This window comes from Nocardiopsis sp. KDC1DS13DA1 (genome assembly GCF_055632325.1).
Genome location: NZ_JBVMUY010000035.1, coordinates 21352 through 37887, shown reverse-complemented (window position 1 = coordinate 37887; position 16536 = coordinate 21352). Strand labels below are relative to the sequence as shown.

Below are 16536 nucleotides of genomic sequence, written 5' to 3'. Positions count from 1 at the left end.
GCCGACGATGGCGGGTGAGAAACCCAAGTACCAGGTGCGCGGCGGTGCGGCCGCCGCGGGCGCGCCGCCCCTGCTCATCCTGCTGGCCCTGTGGGGCACGGTGGGCCTGCTCTTCCTCTTCTGGTCGTCGGCCCGGCTGGTGGCGGCCTTCACCGGGGGGACCGTCGGCACGTTCGGCGGGGGGTGGGTGGTCGCGCTGCTCACGTGGGACACCGGCACGGCGTGGCCCGGTACGCCCAGCACGGCGGTCGTCGTGGTGTTCGCGGTCCTGTCCACGGTGGCCGTCACCGGTGTGTGGCTGATCCTGCGGTGGCTGAGGAACAAGCTGTACGGGCAACCCGACGCCGTCACCGCGCTGAACAAGGACAACAAGACGGTCGACGAACTGGCCCGCCCCGAGGCCGCCGACAAGGCGGTGCGGCTGCGCAAGCACTCGCTGCGCGGCGCCAAGGGCCGGCTCCTGCCCGAGTCCCAGGTCGGGCTCGTGCTCGGCGACCTGAAGAACCCGTCGGGCCGGGGAACGGGGCAGCGGCTGTTCGCGTCGTGGGAGGACACGATCCTCGCCTACATGGCACCCCGCGCGGGCAAGACGACCGCGATGGCCATCCCCTACGTCCTGGACGCGCCCGGACCGGCGCTCGCGACCAGCAACAAGGGCGACGTCTGGGCGGCCACGGCCAAGATCCGCGAGCGGACGACGGGCGAGCGGGTCTGGCTCTTCGACCCCCAGCACATCACCCACCAGGGCCAGGACCTGTGGTGGAACCCGCTGTCCAACGTCCGCAACGTCGAGGACGCCTACCGCCTCGCCGGGCACTTCGTGCTCACCATCGACGACGACTCCAAGAAGGACATGTGGGGCCCGGCGGCCCGGGCACTGCTCTCCCAACTCATGCTCGCCGCCGCCCTCGGACGCCAGGACCTGGCCAAGGTCGGCGAGTGGCTGCACGACACCAAGCTGCCCCAACCGGTGGACCTCCTCTTCGACCACGGCTTCACGGCCTACGCCGAGGCGCTGCGCGAGACCCAGAACATCGTCGCCGAGACCCGCGACGGCATCTACACCACGGCCCGGACCGCCGCCCGGTGCCTGGACGACCCCGCGATCATGGCGTGGGTGACCCCGCCCAGGGACCCCACGGTGCCGGAGTTCGACCCCCGCCAGTTCGTCACCACCCGGCAGACACTGCACCTGCTCAGCAAGTCGCGCGCCGCTTCCGCGCCGCTGATCGCCGCCCTCACCGACGCGATCTTCCTGGCCGGGGAGGAGGCGTCGGAAGGGCAGGGCGGCAGGCTCGACCCGCCACTGGTGGCCGTGCTGGACGAGGCCGCCAACATCTGCAAGATCGCCGACCTGCCCGACATGTACTCCCACCTGGGCTCGCGCGGCATCGTCCCGGTCACCATCCTCCAGAGCTACCGCCAGGGGGTGCGCGTGTGGACCGAGAACGGCATGGAGGCCATGTGGTCCGCCGCGACCGTGAAGGTGTTCGGCGCCGGGCTGGACGACCACAAGATCGTGGACGCGCTGTCCAAGCTGATCGGCCAGCACGACGTGTCCACCTCGTCGTTCAGCTACGGCGAGAACAGGGGGAACTTCTCGGTGCAGCTGAGGCGGCAGGAGATCATGCAGGGCTCCGACATCCGGCAGATCGGCAAGGGCGAGTGCCTGCTCTTCGCCACGGCGGCCAAGCCCACGCTGCTGCGGATGCGCCCCTGGTACAAGACCCCGAAGGCCAAGCTCGTCAGCGCCGCGATCAAGGACGCGGAGGAGCAGATCACCGTCGGTGCGCGTGCGCGCTTCGACAGACCCACCGGCAGGTGATCGGCGCCCGCCGACATCCGTCCGATTCGACCGGTGAAGGAGCAGGACCATGGCCGAACCGAATCCCGAGGAGCGCCGCACACCGTCTCGGAGGCCCGCGGGCTCCCTGACGGCCCGGTTCCGCCTACCCGGACTCCGCAGAGAAGCAAGGGAACGACTCCGCGGCATCGCAACCGCGCGGGGGGCAGCCGATGACCTCGTCCAACACTTCAAGCAATTCAACAGACCGATACAGGGAGCGAACTCGGTCAACCCGGCGGCCTACGACAGGGCTGTCAAGTCGGTGCAAACCGCCCGCAACGCCTACGTGAGTATCCTCGACGATCGCGCCAAGGCACTCGCCTCAGCTCTGGAACGGCCTCCGGGGAGAGAGACCGCGGCTGAGGGAGCGCAGCGGCTCGGCGAGGTCCTCGATCGCGACAACGAACGGACCGAACGGGCGAAGAACGCCGAACGGGCGTTCACACAGGCCCGGGAAGACGCCTATCCGGGTCTCGCCAACCCCGTGAACACCGGAGCGGGGGCACGGGCCCCACGAACAGCTCCGACGCGCCCTCAGGGACCCCCTAACGCTTGGGACCTCATCCGCGGAGAGGGCCGACCGCCCACGGCGCGACCGGGCTCCAGCGCCGGCAGTCCTTCAAGGCGGTCCCCACAGAGGCCGCACCAGCACCGACGGGGTCCGGAGCAAGGTGGGGGCAGAGGTGTCTGACGACCCGACCGCGAGTGCGCGGCCCGCAGCCGACGGCAGCCGTTCGACAAGACCCCAGGAGTAGACGATGGCAGACCCGAAGTACCCTCCCTCCTGGCTCCGCGTCCTTCCCTGGATCTACGAACGGGGGCTGGTGCGCACCCTGATCGACACTGTTCGGCGTCAGGCGATGTCGGACGGTGAGATCGCCGGCAAGCAGCACAGGAGCGTCCGCGAACGCGCCGCGGCTCTGGGGACCGCTAACGGCCAGAAGGTACTCGACAGGGCGACACGCGACTACGAGACCTACCTCAGCGGGATCGACGACCTTCACTCGCGCCTCACCGCGTTCGCCCGTGACAAGAGGACCGGTGTGGCAACCGTGCTTCAGGAGCAGGCCAGGGCGTCGGATCGCGCGCAGGTGTTCGGAGGGAAGATGAACGACGCCCACAAGGCCCTCGAAGCCCTCGCGTCCCAGGCGACGGACGGTCCGGGGAACCGGGCCGTGTCCGCCGCCACTCCGCGGCCCCGCACTCCCACGCACGACGGGACCGGCCAGAGCCCCACGAGCGCCGTCGGGCAGGACGCGACCAGACCCGTGCCCCGTCGGGACGGCGCCCCCGGCCGTCGAAGCGGGCAGGCGCCGCGTGTGTGAGTACGCCGACCACCCTGAACGTGTCCTGTCCGACCGGTGAGGAGTAGACCATGGCGGAACCAGGTTTCCTGGCTCGGGTGCGGGACGCCGTGCTGCGACCGCGGCGGCTCGACGAGCTCATGAAGGATGCCAGGCAGCGACTGGCCGCGATCGACCTCGCCAGGACGACGGCGGACAGGGAACGCGCCGAGGTCGGCGCCCTGGCTGTCGGGTACCTGAGAATCGCGCGTCTGTCCGTTCCGGATCACGTGTCCGTCGCGGAGGAGAACAAGGAGAAGGCGCTCACGGCCGCGGACGGCGCGCACGCCGACTTCGTCTCCGTCCTCGATGAACGCGCGACGTCACTCCGCGACGCCATGGGCCGGGGGGAACACCGGGCATCGGTGGCCGGGCTCGAGAAGGCGATCGGAGAGGACACCCGCAGGGAGCGGACCTCCCGGGACGACTTCGAGCGACGCATGTCCACCGCGCAGGGGCACGCGCACCCCGCCCTGGATCCGCTCGTGGACCCGGCGGCGAGCACGGCGGAAGTGCGTGCCGAGTTGCACGATCGGCCGCCGCGTCAGGGAACGCGCACGCGCACCCGCGGGCCATCGACCATCGGACCCGCGGCGCACCGGCCGGAGGTCTCCGACAGCCGCACGCAGAGGGGACCGCGAGCGTGACACCGCACCCTCCCGCAGACGAGCCACAGCCGTCAGCACACGTCCGACCCGAACGCCAGGGAGCCTGACCATGGCCACTCCTCCATCACAGCGGGGGTCGCGACCCCCGGCCCCGCAACCATCCGCCGAGGTTGTCGACGCGATCGAACAGCAGTGGAACAACACTGTGACCGACTGGTCATCGGCAGATGCGAAGGTCCTGGACGTTCACAAGGCCGCTCGGGAATCCGAGGAACACGCGCGGAACAACCATCCGGAACACCTGGACGCCGTCCGGTCGCGTGGTGAGCGGGCCGTGGAACACGCGCAGCGGGCGGTGAAGGCCTTCGGCAAGAAGATCGAGTCGCGTCAGTACGATCTCCAATACGCCCGGGGCAGATGGCCGGGGCCGGAGTGGACGGACACGCTCCTTCGCGGCATCCTCGTCAAGGACCAGCGTCAGGAGGCCCTGAACAGGGAGGAGTTCGCCCAGGCGATCGGGAAGGCCATGGACATCGCGCGTGTCCCCCTGCCTGAGCCGACCACGCGACCGGTGCCGGACGCCTCACGGGCACACACGACGCCCACCCTGTACGGGCCGCCTCGCCCGAAGGCGCGCGGTCACGCGCGGACCACCGTCAGCGCGGCGAGGTCGGCCCAGCGGAGACAGCAGCAGCGCAGGGGCAGGACTCAGTCGTGAGCCGGACATCCGGGCGCGCATCACCGACGCGGACAGGAACCGCGAGCGTGACACCGCACCCTCCCGCACACGAGCCACAGCCGTCGGCACACACCCGACCCGAACTCCAGGGAGTCTGACCATGGCCACCCCTCCATCCACCGCCGCTCCCCCCGCCCCGCCCGACCCGCAGGTGGGGGGCGAGGAGGTGAAGCCCTCCGGTACCTCCGCCAACAGCGCCAACGCCGCCGTCGCGCACCGGCGGGGTTCGCTGAGCGGTGGGGCACCGGCCCAGACCGCGGGTGGGAACGGCGACGTCGCCTCGGAGACCGTCGGCGCCATGACCACGATCGCCAGCATCGCCTCGAAGGTCCTGGACTTCGTGTCGGGCCTCTTCCAGATGGCCCTCAACTTCCTGATGGGCCTGGCCATGATGGTCGTGCGTCCCGTCCTGCGCTCCATCACGGGACTGGCGCGACGGGGTGTCCGGTGGTTCAGGACGACGCGCCGGACCCGCGCGCGCTGGAAAGAGAAGAAACTCCAGCGGGCGGAGAAGAGGGCGGGAAGGCTTCGCGGCGAAGCCAGGGCACGCGCCAACGCGTACCTGAGAAGCGAGACGGCACGCGGCGAGGACCTGGTGACGGCGGCGGAACGCCGACGCGACACGATGGTCGGCCAAGCCACCGCTCGGGCCGCTTCCGACGTTCAAGTGGCCGAACGCAGGAGCGCGGCCCGCGTCGCGGCCGTGCGGGAACGCGGTCAGCGCCTCGTGGAACAGGCGCGACGGACCGGCCGGAAGAACATCGAGCGCGCCGAGCGTGAACGGGAACGGCTGATCCGTGGGGCGGAGGGCAAGGGGCCCGTCGCCGAGCGGGACGCCCGTGCCCGGGGAGACGCCGGGGTGGACAGGGCGAGGGACCGGGGAACGGCACGCGTGGAGCGGGCCCGCATCGCCGCCAGGAGGACGCTGGACACCGCTGTGCGCAGGGGAGACGCCGAAGTCGGGGCGGCTGAGCAGACGGGCCGTGACCGGATCGACGACGCCCGGAGGCGAGGAGACGCCGCGGTGGGCTCGGCCGGGCGGGATCGGGACCGCATCCAACAGGAGGCACGGGAACGGAGCCGACTCGCCACAGCCGCCGCGGACAAGGCGTACACCGACTACGTGGCCGCCGTCGGCGATCGACTGGACATGACGGTCGGACTGCTCGAAACAGAACCGCGCAACGTGCGAACGATCATGCGTACGGAACACAGGACGGCCCGGGCGCAGAACAGGCGGCTCCGCGAAGACATGGGCCAGGCCCATCCCGTGAACATGTCCCCGGCCACCGCACCCTCGGCCACGCCCGCGGGGACCCCCTCGACGACCCCGACGGCACCCGCCACCGCGGCACCGGTGACTTCGGGCAACGCGCACACGGTCCGCCAAGCCCAGCGGGCGGCGCGGCAGCGCGCCAACCAGACCACGTCCGGGCAGACCGCGAACGGCGGCCGGATCGCGCGATTGCGTCGTGCCGGACAGCGCAGGTCGGGCGCCGGTCGCCGTACCACGTGACGGTGGGTTCGCGTCCGCGCGGAGCAGAGGGAGGAACACATGAGTGAACACGGGTCGGCGCGCGGTCGGCTCAACGACGAGGAGGCACGGACCCGCAAGCGCGTCGCCGCCCATCTCGACGCGTCCCGGCAGTCCGCGGGTTCGGAGTCCGGGGACGGCGGCAGCGGCGGGGGAAACGGCGGCAGCGGCGGCGGTGGGGGCTCGGGGAGGAAGGACTTCACCGAGGCCCTGCTGATCGCGGCGATGCGCACCCCGGTCGGGCGCCGCGGCATCAGCAGCGCCGAATTCCTCGTCCATGAGTCCGCTCGCCATGTGCTGGACAAGCGCGCCATGGCGGGTCGGGGCGAGGCGTTCTTCCCCGACGACCAGGTCAGGTTCTCCCCGGACGTCAGCCTGGGGATCGTCAGCACGGTCCAGAGGAGCAGCCCGCGCACGCTCGCCCAGGCGATCGGAGCCGAGGTCCGACACGTCCAGGAGGCGCAGAAGAACCTGACCGCTCGGGACGTGGACGCGGCCCTGCGCGCCGACTACAAGACCGGGCGGATCGGAGACGCGGCGCGCACCGCCGTCGACGGATCGGGAACGACCCCGCGATCGGCCTCGGGGGACCTCTGGGCCCGAGGGTTGGACGAGGGCGCCGTCGACCGGATGAACCACCGCGAGGTGGCCCGGCACCTGCTGAGCGCGGGCAACTCGACCGATCCCGGAGCCAGGGACGCGCTCATGGGGTACGCGTTGGCGCTGGACGGCAAACACGAGCCCTTCGCGTTCTCCTTCGAGGCGAACGCGATCGCGCAGGTGAGTTCTCTCGACCGCGCCGGCACCGCGGGTGACGTCAACGCGGTCATGGCGGCCTCGGCCTGGCAGGCGGATCTCCACCCCGTCCCGATCGAGGACTACCTCACCCGGGCCCCCGCCCTGCCGAGCGACCGCAGGGCCAACCTGCATCTGCTCCGGGACTCCGCGCAGATCGTGGCCGCCGCCGTCTATGACGGCAAGGCCCCCGCCAGTCTCCTCATCGACCTCACCGAGAACGCCAAACGCCACGTTCCGGGGTTCGCGGAGAAGTACGACGAGGCGCGCGCCCGCGACCTTCCGCAGGGCGACGCGGTGCTGTACGCCTACGACGGTCTTCGCGGCCACCCCTCGGTGCGAGCGCCGCGCGATCGAGCCGAGCTGATCGCCGCGGGCAACGCGGTCGGGGCGGACCTGCGGGCGCACAAGGCCGAGCGGATGGCGGACCCCCGCCGCGTCATGGACTCCCGGCTGCCCGAGAACGTCCCTGAGCTGGCGAGGGCGGCGGAGGTCGCGGGCGGGTCCGGAGTCGCCCGTCCCCGTGAGGCCCTGGCGGACGCCCGTGCGACCGCCGACCGGTCCGGCGTGCGGTATCCGCGGGGCGAGGCCGCGCGCGGGGCCCACCGCGACGGACGCAACGTACGCGTCGGACGGCTCGACAAAGCGCAGGTCGCGGCGGGCAACAGGCACACCGGCGCCAAGGGCGTCCAGTACCGGAGGGGTGAGACCGTCCGGGCGGTCAGGAACGAGTCCGCCGCCGGGCTCCCCCGGCGCCGCGCACAGATCCAGGCGGCCCGACGGCGGCTGATGGCGCAGTACAACAAGCATCGGCGCACCGCGACGACCACCACGACGCGCCGCGCCGCCGTGCGGTGACCCGGCCGCTGTCCCCCAGAGCATGACCAAGACCGTGGGAAGAGACGACGCAGGACATGAGCACTGAGCAGAACCAGCAGGTCAGCGGGCAGACGGAACTGCCCGAGGAGGCGTGGGGGGAGCCGGAGTACGCGGAGCGGCTGACTCCGGGGCCTCCCGGGCTCACCGGTGAGGCGCCGGGGGTCGTCGACGCGGTCGGCACGGTCGACGGCGCCGACGACCCCGTGGAGGGCGAGGACGAGCCCGCTCCGGAACCGGTCTTCAAGAACGTCGAGGAGTTCGTCCGCCTGCGGTTCCTGCCGGTCTACGTCCGTCCCGAGGGCGGCCAGTTCCGCTGGTGCAAGGAGTGGTGGCGGCACGCGGAGGCGGTCTCGCGCTTCCAGGCCCTGTGGCACGCGTGGGAGGTACTGCGCTGGGAGGCGGGCACGGGCATGGCGGTCTGGTACCGCGACCACCTCGACTTCCAGATGAGCATCCTGCTCGGCGACACCGGCCCGTTCCGGGAGTGCACCTCGCGCCGCCACCAGGATCCCCGGCCGCTGGCCGCCGACCCCGCGCCCGAGGGGTGGTTCGAGGACGAGTGGTGATCACGTCGGAAGGGACGTGACACGAGGGGTCGGAGAGAACACCGCCGGCCCCTTGCGCGTGGTTTTCGATTGTTCACCCGGCCGTCGCCGCGCGGCTCCCGGTGGAGGGCGCTTCCGTCGATCCGCGCCAATAGACATGACCCGGCCCGCGAACGCGGGGAACGACGGACCGGGAAGGCGCACGGGTGGAACCCCTCCAACTGGCACTGACCATCGGCTCCGCCTTCATCAGCGCGACCAGCGTGCTCATCGCCTCGGTCGCCCTCGGCGCGCGGTGGGAGGGCCGCAGCGAGTCGGACCGGCTGCGCGCCGAGGCCAAGGACTACGAGGCACGGGTGACGCGGAGTCCGCAGGTGCAGGAGGTGAGGTACCTCGAAGCCCTCCTGCACGCCTACGAGTCCGCGCACAAACCCGTGGAGAAGGATCTGGAGCGGCGCGAACAACTGGTCCGCCACGCCGAGAGCAACGCCGAGACCCGCGCGAGGAACGTACAGGCGTACCTGGAGACCTTGGGGGACGCCCGGCGCGTCGCCGAGCGGCTGCGCGCGCACGACCACCCCGGGGGGATCCGCGGCGCCCTGCGGAGCGCCCGCAGGCGGCTCGCACGGCCGTCCGGAGCCGGGCGCCCGGCCGGTCCCGCGCCGCGGGCGGGGAAGGGAGCGCACAGGTGACCACGGTTACGGCGATCGCGATCACGGTCGGGCTGCTCGCCGCGGCCCGCTGGGCGCTCACCGTCCACCGCACGGCCCACCGCGTGTACCCGCCGCGGGGCCGGAGCAGCTCCGAGACCTCGGCGGACGCCGAGCGCGCCCTGGAGCTGTCCGGAGACCTCGGTGCGTCCACGGGGCACCTGTGGGCGTGGCGCGACCTGCTGTCCGACACCGCTGAGGAGGCGTCGAGGGTTTCCGCCGGAGGCGGGGAGTCCGCGGACCCGGCGGACCGACGGCGCGCGTTCGACGAGGCCGCGAGCCGGATCCGGTCCGCGCTCACCGACCTGGACACCCGCGACTCCTCCGCCCCCGCCCGGCACGGGAGCACACCGGAAGGGGCGGGCCCGTGGAGTGGCTGATCACGGCCGGGACGGTTCTGGGATCGGTCTTCGGGACCGCCCTCGTCGTGTTCCGCCGCAGTCTGGGGAAGGCGCGCGAGGGCGGGCGGTCCGCGGTGGCACGTGTCCGCGTCGAGGCGGAGCAGACCCGGGCCCGCGCCAACGACCGCTTCCTGGACGCCGAGGTCAGACTGCCCGGACTTCGTGTGCGCGTCGAGAGCGCCTTCCGGGCGGGAACGCTGCGCCGGACAGCCGCGGGGATCCTGGCGCGGCAACAGGCCGCGCAGGCCTCCGCCGACCGGTCCGCGCAGTCCTTCACCGCGGGCGTCGATCAGCACCGGGAGCTGCTCGACCGGCTCCGCGCGGACGGGCTGCTCGGAGAGGGGGCCGCGGAGCGGACGGTCGGCGCCGTCGGTCCGGCCGCGCGGGCGCGGGAGGACGTCGCCGAGCTCGGTCGTCTGCTCCAGGACCTGGAACGGCGCCGGACCGCCTGCGAGGAGAGCGGGCTGCTCGATCCGCTGTCCGTACCGGTCGCGATCACCGCACAGGACGTCGAGGCGACCAACGCGCGGCTGAGCCGGCCGGACCGCTTCGACGAGACCCGCTTCCGTGCGCTCGCACACGAGGCGGCACTCGGGCGCGATCTGCTCACCCGGGGTCCGGACCGGCGTGACCGGGCCGACGAGGAGCGCGACCGCGCGGCCGCACGAGGGCCGGGGAGCGGTCCCGACCCGCTCACGGGGGTTCCGACGACCCTGCGCGAGGCGCTGAGGAGGCAGGCGGAGAAGGGGACGGCACCGAGGGCACCGCGGCGCATCGACGTCGCGGAGGTCCGCCGCGGGGCCGGACGCGCGCCGGGCCCGAAGCCGTGAGACGTGGGGGAGGGAAGCGTCATGGGAACGCTGGGCATGGGTGAGGTCGTCACACCGCTGGTCGCCGTCGCGGCCCTGGCGGTCTGCGTCCTGGTCGCCGCGGAGTCGGTCAGGCGGTTCCGGGGCCACCGGTTCGACCACCCGCCGGCGCTGCTCGGCCGTGATGAGCGGGAGCGGGTGAGCGGGCTGCGGCGCGACTTCCTGCGGCGCCGGTACGCGTTGGTCCGCGCGGCCGACGTGCGCGTGCGGGAGTGCGCCTTCCCCGGACCCGGGACGGCGGGCCCCGCTCCGGCCGACCCCGTGCGGGTGGTGGCGGACCTCGACCGGGACCTGGCACGCCTGGACGCTGAGGAGAGACGGGCCATCGGGCGGGCTCGCGCGGAGTTCGCGGACCGGCGTGAACGGGCCGAACGCGGCCGCGCCGCCGCCCGGTGGTGGGACCTGGCGTGCGCCGGGGCCGCCGCGCTCGTCGCGGGGGGCTCCGTCGCCGCGGGCGTGGCGGCGCTCCTGTGACCGGACCGGCCGCGGCCGCCCCAGCCCGAGCCGAGCGGGAGGGCGGGAGCGGGTGTGGTGCCGCTGGGGTGACACCACACCCTGGGAGGGGGGAACTGCGGTCCGGGACGGTCAGACCGCGGTCTTGTTCCCCGCGAAGCGCTCCACGTCCTGCTCCTCCCAGCACTCCACGTTGTGGAGTTCGGGCATGCCGGCCTTGGTGAACACCGGGTCCCTGCCTTCCTTGCGCTGCTTGACGAAGTCGCTGAGCAGACGGCAGGCGATCGGCGCGAGGAAGGCCAGCGCGGCGAGGTTGACCAGGGCCATGAGCCCCATCGTGGTGTCCGAGAGGGTCCAGACCAGGCCGCCGGAGCCGATCGCGCCGAGGAAGGTCACCAGGATCACCAGCCCCCGGAACCCGGTCATGGCAGCGGGCCTGCGGGTCAGGTAGCCCACGTTGGCCTCACCGTAGAAGGTGTTGCCGAGCACCGAGGTGAAGGCCACCAGCAGGATGATCAGTGTGAGCAGGTGCAGCGCCCAGGGGCCCAGGTTGGCCTCCAGGGCGTTCTGCGTCAGCGTCGGACCGGCCTCCTCGGTGTAGGTCGGGTTGGAGACGAGGATGATGAAGGCCGTGGTGGAGCAGACGATGAGGGTGTCGAAGTAGACGCCCAGCGTCTGCACGAGGCCCTGCTTGACCGGGTGGCTGACCGAGGCGCTGGCGGCGGCGTTGGGCGCCGAGCCCAGGCCCGCCTCGTTGGAGAACATCCCGCGCCGCATGCCCTGCACGATCGCGGTGCCGATACCGCCCGCGGCGATCTCCCGCAGGCCGAAGGCGTGCGTGACGATCTCGGTGACCACGGCCGGGATCTGATCGAGGTTCATGGCGACCACGGCCAGGCCCATGACGAGGTAGACCGTCGCCATGAAGGGCACCAGCAGCGTGGCGGTCTGGGCGATCCGGCGCCCGCCGCCGAAGATGATCACGCCGGTGACGGCGGCCAGGACCGCGCCGACCGCGTAGGGGATCCAGGAGGCGGCCTCGGCACCCGTCGCGGTGGTGACCGTGTTGGAGACGGCGGCCGAGATGGTGTTGCTCTGCACGCTCGTGAACACCAGACCGAAGGTCACGGTGATGATGATCGCGAAGAGCACGCCCATCCACCTGGCCCGGAGTCCGCGCTCCATGTAGTAGGCGGGGCCGCCGTAGTAGCCCTCCTGGCCCCGGGCCTTGTAGAGCTGGGCGAGGGTGGACTCGACGAAGCTGGCGGCGCCGACCAGCAGCGCCATGGCCCACATCCAGAAGACCGCGCCGGGGCCGCCCAGGGCGATCGCGGTGGCCACACCGGCGATGTTGCCGGTGCCGATGCGGGCGGCCGCCGAGACGGCGAAGGCCTGGAAGGCAGAGATCGGTTTGCCGCCGTCGGCGGCCAGTCCGGGATCGCCCCGCATCGCGCGGAACATCTCCGGGAGCAGCCGGAACTGCACGGCGCCGGAGCGCACGGTGAAGTACAGGCTCAGGATAATCAGGAGGGGGATGAGCACGTAGGCCCAGAACACGTCGTTGAAGGCGACGATGCCCGCGTTCACGGCATCCACAGGGGGACTTTCCCTTCGTCGTCGGCGGAGACGGCGTTGTCTCGCTCCGCGACCGGTTTCATGTCCCGCGGGGGGCAGGGCGGGTGTGCGTGGTCTGGCTCGTCCGGACAGGAGGTGACCGATCCGTCGAGGTCATCGGCGTGCGTCACCTGGTAACCCGTGGGGGGTGTGCGGGCCGCGGACAAGGAAACGGCAAATCAGGCGTGAACGCAAGACAGATCACGGTCGGGCATGAGCCAGACCACTGGATCCACAGGCGCACGGAGCGTGACACTCCGGCCTCCCCGGGACGCGGCGGGCACGCCGGGGGCCACCGCACCGGCACTCCGGGGAGCGGGATGAACTGGACTTCCCGCCGGAACGAGACCGCGTTCCATGTACGCGGGTACGGCGTACCACACGCGGGCGCATCGCACGGGAGCGGAATTTTCGTGTGACGAGCATCACCATCACAATGACCCCGCGATAACGGGAAACGGTCGACCGCACACTCTCGGCAACCAGCCGGATAAGTGTTGTTATTAATCTGAGACATGTTGCGGGGGCATTAACTCATTCGCTACCGTCCTCGCTGTGGTACAACTTCGTATAGCTCTGGCCCAGATCAACCCAACCGTGGGTGACCTGAAACGCAACTGCGACAGCGTCGTCGCGCACACTCGCCGGGCGAGTGACGCTGGAGCCCATCTCGTGGTGTTTCCCGAGATGGTCGTGACGGGATACTCAGTCGAGGATCTCGCCCTGCGGGACGGATTCGTCTCCGCGTCCACGAAAGCCACCCACCGACTCGCCGAACGACTTTCCGAAGAAGGTTTGGGACATCTTCCGGTCGTCGTCGGTTTTCTGAATCGCCGGGAAGGGCCCGGACCCCGCTTCGGCCAGCCCTCGGGTGCCCCGCAGAATTCGCTGGCGGTCCTGCACCAGGGCGGCATTCGACTGGCCTCCGCCAAACACCACCTGCCCAACTACGGCGTCTTCGACGAATTCCGCTACTTCGTACCCGGGGACACGCTTCCGGTACTGCGGCTGCACGGCGTCGACATCGCCTTCGCCATCTGCGAGGACCTCTGGCAGGACGGGGGGCCGGTGACCGCCTGCGCCGACGCCGACGTCGGCATGCTCATCACGCTCAACGGCTCGCCCTACGAGCGGAACAAGGACGACGTGCGGCTCGGGCTGTGCCAGCGGCGCGCACGCGAGATCGGCGCCGCCATCGCCTACGTCAACATGACCGGCGGCCAGGACGACCTGGTCTTCGAGGGCGACTCCCTCATCGTCGACGCCGACGGCGACCTCGTGGCCCGGGCCGCGCAGTTCGAGGAGGAGCTGCTGGTCACCGACATGCGTCTGCCCCAGGCCCGCTCCGGGGCGCACCTGCTGGAGCGGACGGGCGGTGTCCGGATCGCCCGGTACGCGGTCTCGGATCAGCCGCCAGCACCGTACGAGGCGCGGCCGCCGGTGCTCACGCCCCGACGCGACCCCCTCAGCGACGTCGGCGAGGTCTACACCGCACTCGTCACGGCCGTGCGCGACCACGTCCGCAAGAACGGCTTCACCTCGGTCCTGGTGAGCGTGTCCGGCGGTGTCGACTCCGCGCTCACCGCCACCATCGCCGCCGACGCCGTCGGTTCAAAGAACGTGCACGCCCTGCTCATGCCCGGCCCCGACACCGGGGACGCCGTCCTGGGGGACGCCGAGGACCTGGTCAAACGTCTGGGTTCGATCCGCCGGGTCCATCCGGTGGACGGCCTGTTCGAGGCGCTGGAGTCGGCGACCGCCGTGAACGACCGCGGGCGGAGGGAACGGCTGGCCCAGGCGCGGGGGGCGATGCTCATGGCCCTCTCCCGGGAGGAGGGGCACCTGGTGCTGGCCACGGGCAACAAGACCGAGCTGGCGACCGGGACCTGCGTCCACCACGGCGACGCGGTGGGGGCCTACGCCCCGCTCAAGGACTGCTGGAAGACCCTGGTGTGGGAACTGGCCCGCTGGCGCAACGCCCACGACGCGAACGAGGGGCGCATCCCACCGATCCCCGAGCGTTCCGTGAGCCGCAAGCCGGTCGGCGCGTGGGAGGCGGGGACACCCGAGGTGCCGGAACCGCCGGCGTACGAGGTGCTCGACGGCCTGCTGGACGCCTACATCGGCACCGACCAGGGCGTGTCGGCGCTGGTCGCCGCCGGGTTCGACCGGGACCTGGTGCGGCACGCGGTGCGCCTGGTCGACCGGTCCGAGCACCGGCGCCGCCACTACCCGCCCGGCCCCAAGATCACCAAGCGGAACCTGGGGCGGGACCGGCGGCTGCCGATCACCAACCGCTGGCTGGCCTGACCCGGTCGCCCGGGCCGGGGAGAGACGCGCGTGTAGCTGTTCGGACGGCGTCCCGTCGTCCGAACGGCTGCCCGGCACGTCAGGAGAAGAGGGGGAGCGCCGCGGCCACCAGGGCGACCATCGCGGCGAGGGACAGCACGAGGAGCACGACCTCAAAGATCAGCGCCGTGCGGCGGCGTTGACGGTAGCGCGCCAGCTCCTCCTCGGTCTCCGCGTCGACGCGTGCGAGTTCCTCGTCCGCCCTGGCCCGCTGGTCCTCGAAGGAAGCGTTGAGCCCCTCCAGTTCGCGCCGGAGGCGGCCCTCCTCCGCGATGGCCTCGGTGCTGGTGGGTACGGACAGGTCCCGTGCCAGAGCCGCGACGATCTCCCGCTTGCGGTCGGCGAGCTTCGCCTCCGTGCGCAGCGCGGTCGAGGAGATGCTCTGCTTCTTCCGCATTCCCTCGTTGAGGACGCCCAGCCCGGCGTCGTAGAGGCGGCGTTGGCGGATCCTCAGGAAGGAGTTCCCCGCGATGGCCGCGGCCGTGAGGAAAAAGGCGTAGAAGACGAGCTGGTCAATGTCCATCAGGATGTTCCTTCGGGCGGGGCGGCTGGAGTGCGTGGCCGATCAGCGGGCCTGCCGGACCGGGTATCGACCGGGTCGGGGCCAGAGCCTCCATGTCAGCGGCCCGCACGCTTGGTGATCCTGGACAGGATGCCCTCACGGCGGAACTCGATGAGCCCGCTCGGGTCCGGTACGGACTTGAGCTTCCGCCCCTCTCGGGCCTCCTGACCGCTCTCCCGTGCCGCGGCGACCTCGTCCCGGAAGTCCTTGGCGTGCGCCCCCGAAAGGGTGAGCTGGCCTGTCTCCCTGAGCTTCTCGAGGACCTTCTCACCGGCCGCCAAGCCGTTGTTCCTGACGATGTCCTCGATCGTCTTCGGATAGTCGGCGAGGAGGTTGCTCGCCCAGTTCTCGAAGTCGGGCAGCTTGCCCTGTGCGATGGCGTCCCGGGCTCCGAATTTGAGGTCGAATCCGAGGATGTTGTAGGCCTCCCTGATGTGCCTGTCCACCAGATCGAGGTTGTCGCGGACGGCGGCGATGCTGCGCTCGGTGACCCTGACCTCCTCAACGGAGAGGAGGTCCTCAGGCTGGTACCTGGACGCCTCGATCAAGCTCCTCATGTCGTCCGAGGAGACGCTGTTGCGCTGGAACCCGCCCCGCTTCAGACCGGCCACGCCCCTCAGGACGGCCGTCGGCGCCTGTGACTCCCGCGCCAGAGTAGCGGCATCGTCCCTGGAGAACCGCTCCCCGTTCGCGATGAGGGTCAGTGTCCGCTCCGAGAGCTTGGACTCGTGCAGCAGGCCTCGGAGTTCGGCCGCGGCGAGCCCCGTCCGCTTCGCCAGGCGATCCATCACCTCTTCGGCAAGGATCGGCGTGTTCGGCCGCAGCGGCCTGATGGTGATCGTGGACCCGGGACGCATCATCTCCTCGAAGGTCTGGTCGGTGAGACCGTGGGCGCGGAGGTTCTCCACCACCGCGTTCACGACCCCCATCTGGCGTTCGAGAATGAGGAGGTTGGTCGAGGCCTCCAGGGTGATGGCCTGACCCTCCATCCTCAGGGCGCTCGCTGTCAGGGGGAGTTCGAGCCTGTTCCAGACCTCGGTGTTGATCTGCCGGGCGATCTCCTGGATGCGGACACGTTCCTCCTCCTTCAGCTCATGGAGGTGGTGATCCGACTTCGCCTTCTTGAGGGGAAGGTACCTACTGGTCGCCCTCGCCACGAACACGCCGAAGCCGAACGCTCCCAAACTGGAGAGCGTCTCCCCGAAGGTGGCGAGCGCCGTCCCCAACGTGCCGCCCAGACCTGACAAGAACTGAAACACGATCTTCCTCCCGCGTCATACCCGGGTCGT

15 protein-coding genes are annotated in these 16536 nt (G+C 71.3%); 12 read left to right on the top strand and 3 right to left on the bottom strand.

Annotated features, from left to right (window positions below):
• Positions 1 to 7 precede the first annotated feature (7 nt).
• The 11 genes from ACTVAJ_RS22925 (at position 8) to ACTVAJ_RS22875 (ending at position 10743) form a co-directional block, all read left to right on the top strand.
• Positions 8 to 1825: a type IV secretory system conjugative DNA transfer family protein gene (locus ACTVAJ_RS22925; protein WP_470390297.1), complete on the top strand. Its 1818-nt coding sequence runs from the start codon at positions 8 to 10 to the stop codon at positions 1823 to 1825.
• A 779-nt stretch (positions 1826 to 2604) separates the two neighbouring features.
• A complete protein-coding gene (locus ACTVAJ_RS22920; RefSeq protein ID WP_470390296.1) occupies positions 2605 to 3171 on the top strand; it encodes a hypothetical protein in 567 nt (188 codons plus the stop codon).
• Between the two features lie 50 nt (positions 3172 to 3221).
• Positions 3222 to 3836: a hypothetical protein gene (locus ACTVAJ_RS22915; RefSeq protein ID WP_470390295.1), complete on the top strand. Its 615-nt coding sequence runs from the start codon at positions 3222 to 3224 to the stop codon at positions 3834 to 3836.
• 295 nt (positions 3837 to 4131) lie between these two features.
• Positions 4132 to 4515, top strand: coding sequence for a hypothetical protein (locus tag ACTVAJ_RS22910; RefSeq protein ID WP_470390294.1), 384 nt, complete (start codon positions 4132 to 4134; stop codon positions 4513 to 4515).
• Positions 4516 to 4636: 121 nt separating this feature from the next.
• Positions 4637 to 6052 carry a hypothetical protein gene (locus ACTVAJ_RS22905; RefSeq protein ID WP_470390293.1) on the top strand — a complete coding sequence of 472 codons (1416 nt, stop codon included), beginning with the start codon at positions 4637 to 4639 and terminating at the stop codon, positions 6050 to 6052.
• Between the two features lie 39 nt (positions 6053 to 6091).
• Positions 6092 to 7723, top strand: a complete 1632-nt coding sequence (locus ACTVAJ_RS22900) for a hypothetical protein (protein WP_470390292.1) — start codon at positions 6092 to 6094, stop codon at positions 7721 to 7723.
• A 56-nt stretch (positions 7724 to 7779) separates the two neighbouring features.
• Positions 7780 to 8310, top strand: coding sequence for a DUF4913 domain-containing protein (locus ACTVAJ_RS22895; RefSeq protein WP_470390291.1), 531 nt, complete (start codon positions 7780 to 7782; stop codon positions 8308 to 8310).
• Between the two features lie 185 nt (positions 8311 to 8495).
• Positions 8496 to 8981 carry a hypothetical protein gene (locus ACTVAJ_RS22890; protein WP_470390290.1) on the top strand — a complete coding sequence of 162 codons (486 nt, stop codon included), beginning with the start codon at positions 8496 to 8498 and terminating at the stop codon, positions 8979 to 8981.
• Positions 8978 to 9379, top strand: a complete 402-nt coding sequence (locus tag ACTVAJ_RS22885; protein WP_470390289.1) for a hypothetical protein — start codon at positions 8978 to 8980, stop codon at positions 9377 to 9379. Before ACTVAJ_RS22890 ends, ACTVAJ_RS22885 begins: the two co-directional genes overlap by 4 nt.
• Positions 9367 to 10230, top strand: coding sequence for a hypothetical protein (locus ACTVAJ_RS22880; protein WP_470390288.1), 864 nt, complete (start codon positions 9367 to 9369; stop codon positions 10228 to 10230). Before ACTVAJ_RS22885 ends, ACTVAJ_RS22880 begins: the two co-directional genes overlap by 13 nt.
• A gap of 21 nt (positions 10231 to 10251) precedes the next feature.
• Complete coding sequence (locus ACTVAJ_RS22875; RefSeq protein WP_470390287.1) at positions 10252 to 10743, top strand: hypothetical protein; 492 nt, start codon at positions 10252 to 10254, stop codon at positions 10741 to 10743.
• A 111-nt stretch (positions 10744 to 10854) separates the two neighbouring features.
• Here the strand turns inward: ACTVAJ_RS22875 and ACTVAJ_RS22870 are convergent, their stop codons facing one another.
• A complete protein-coding gene (locus ACTVAJ_RS22870; protein WP_470390286.1) occupies positions 10855 to 12318 on the bottom strand; it encodes an alanine/glycine:cation symporter family protein in 1464 nt (487 codons plus the stop codon).
• 573 nt (positions 12319 to 12891) lie between these two features.
• On the opposite strand from ACTVAJ_RS22870, the gene ACTVAJ_RS22865 reads away from it, so the two are divergent.
• Positions 12892 to 14646 carry an NAD+ synthase gene (locus tag ACTVAJ_RS22865; RefSeq protein ID WP_470390285.1) on the top strand — a complete coding sequence of 585 codons (1755 nt, stop codon included), beginning with the start codon at positions 12892 to 12894 and terminating at the stop codon, positions 14644 to 14646.
• Positions 14647 to 14725: 79 nt separating this feature from the next.
• On the opposite strand, the gene ACTVAJ_RS22860 is transcribed toward ACTVAJ_RS22865, so the two are convergent.
• Both ACTVAJ_RS22860 and ACTVAJ_RS22855 read right to left on the bottom strand, forming a co-directional pair.
• Positions 14726 to 15208 carry a hypothetical protein gene (locus ACTVAJ_RS22860; protein ID WP_470390284.1) on the bottom strand — a complete coding sequence of 161 codons (483 nt, stop codon included), beginning with the start codon at positions 15206 to 15208 and terminating at the stop codon, positions 14726 to 14728.
• 95 nt (positions 15209 to 15303) lie between these two features.
• Entirely contained in the window at positions 15304 to 16506 is a 1203-nt protein-coding gene (locus ACTVAJ_RS22855) for a hypothetical protein (protein WP_470390283.1), read from the bottom strand.
• Positions 16507 to 16536: the final 30 nt, after the last annotated feature.

What these genes read in the sequence shown, in the direction of transcription:
- ACTVAJ_RS22925 (WP_470390297.1), top strand. Translation starts at nt 8, where the DNA reads ATGGCGGGTGAGAAACCCAAGTACCAGGTGCGCGGCGGTGCGGCCGCC.
- ACTVAJ_RS22920 (WP_470390296.1), top strand. Translation starts at nt 2,605, where the DNA reads ATGGCAGACCCGAAGTACCCTCCCTCCTGGCTCCGCGTCCTTCCCTGG.
- ACTVAJ_RS22915 (WP_470390295.1), top strand. Translation starts at nt 3,222, where the DNA reads ATGGCGGAACCAGGTTTCCTGGCTCGGGTGCGGGACGCCGTGCTGCGA.
- ACTVAJ_RS22905 (WP_470390293.1), top strand. Translation starts at nt 4,637, where the DNA reads ATGGCCACCCCTCCATCCACCGCCGCTCCCCCCGCCCCGCCCGACCCG.
- ACTVAJ_RS22900 (WP_470390292.1), top strand. Translation starts at nt 6,092, where the DNA reads ATGAGTGAACACGGGTCGGCGCGCGGTCGGCTCAACGACGAGGAGGCA.
- ACTVAJ_RS22895 (WP_470390291.1), top strand. Translation starts at nt 7,780, where the DNA reads ATGAGCACTGAGCAGAACCAGCAGGTCAGCGGGCAGACGGAACTGCCC.
- ACTVAJ_RS22875 (WP_470390287.1), top strand. Translation starts at nt 10,252, where the DNA reads ATGGGAACGCTGGGCATGGGTGAGGTCGTCACACCGCTGGTCGCCGTC.
- ACTVAJ_RS22860 (WP_470390284.1), bottom strand. Translation starts at nt 15,208, where the DNA reads ATGGACATTGACCAGCTCGTCTTCTACGCCTTTTTCCTCACGGCCGCG.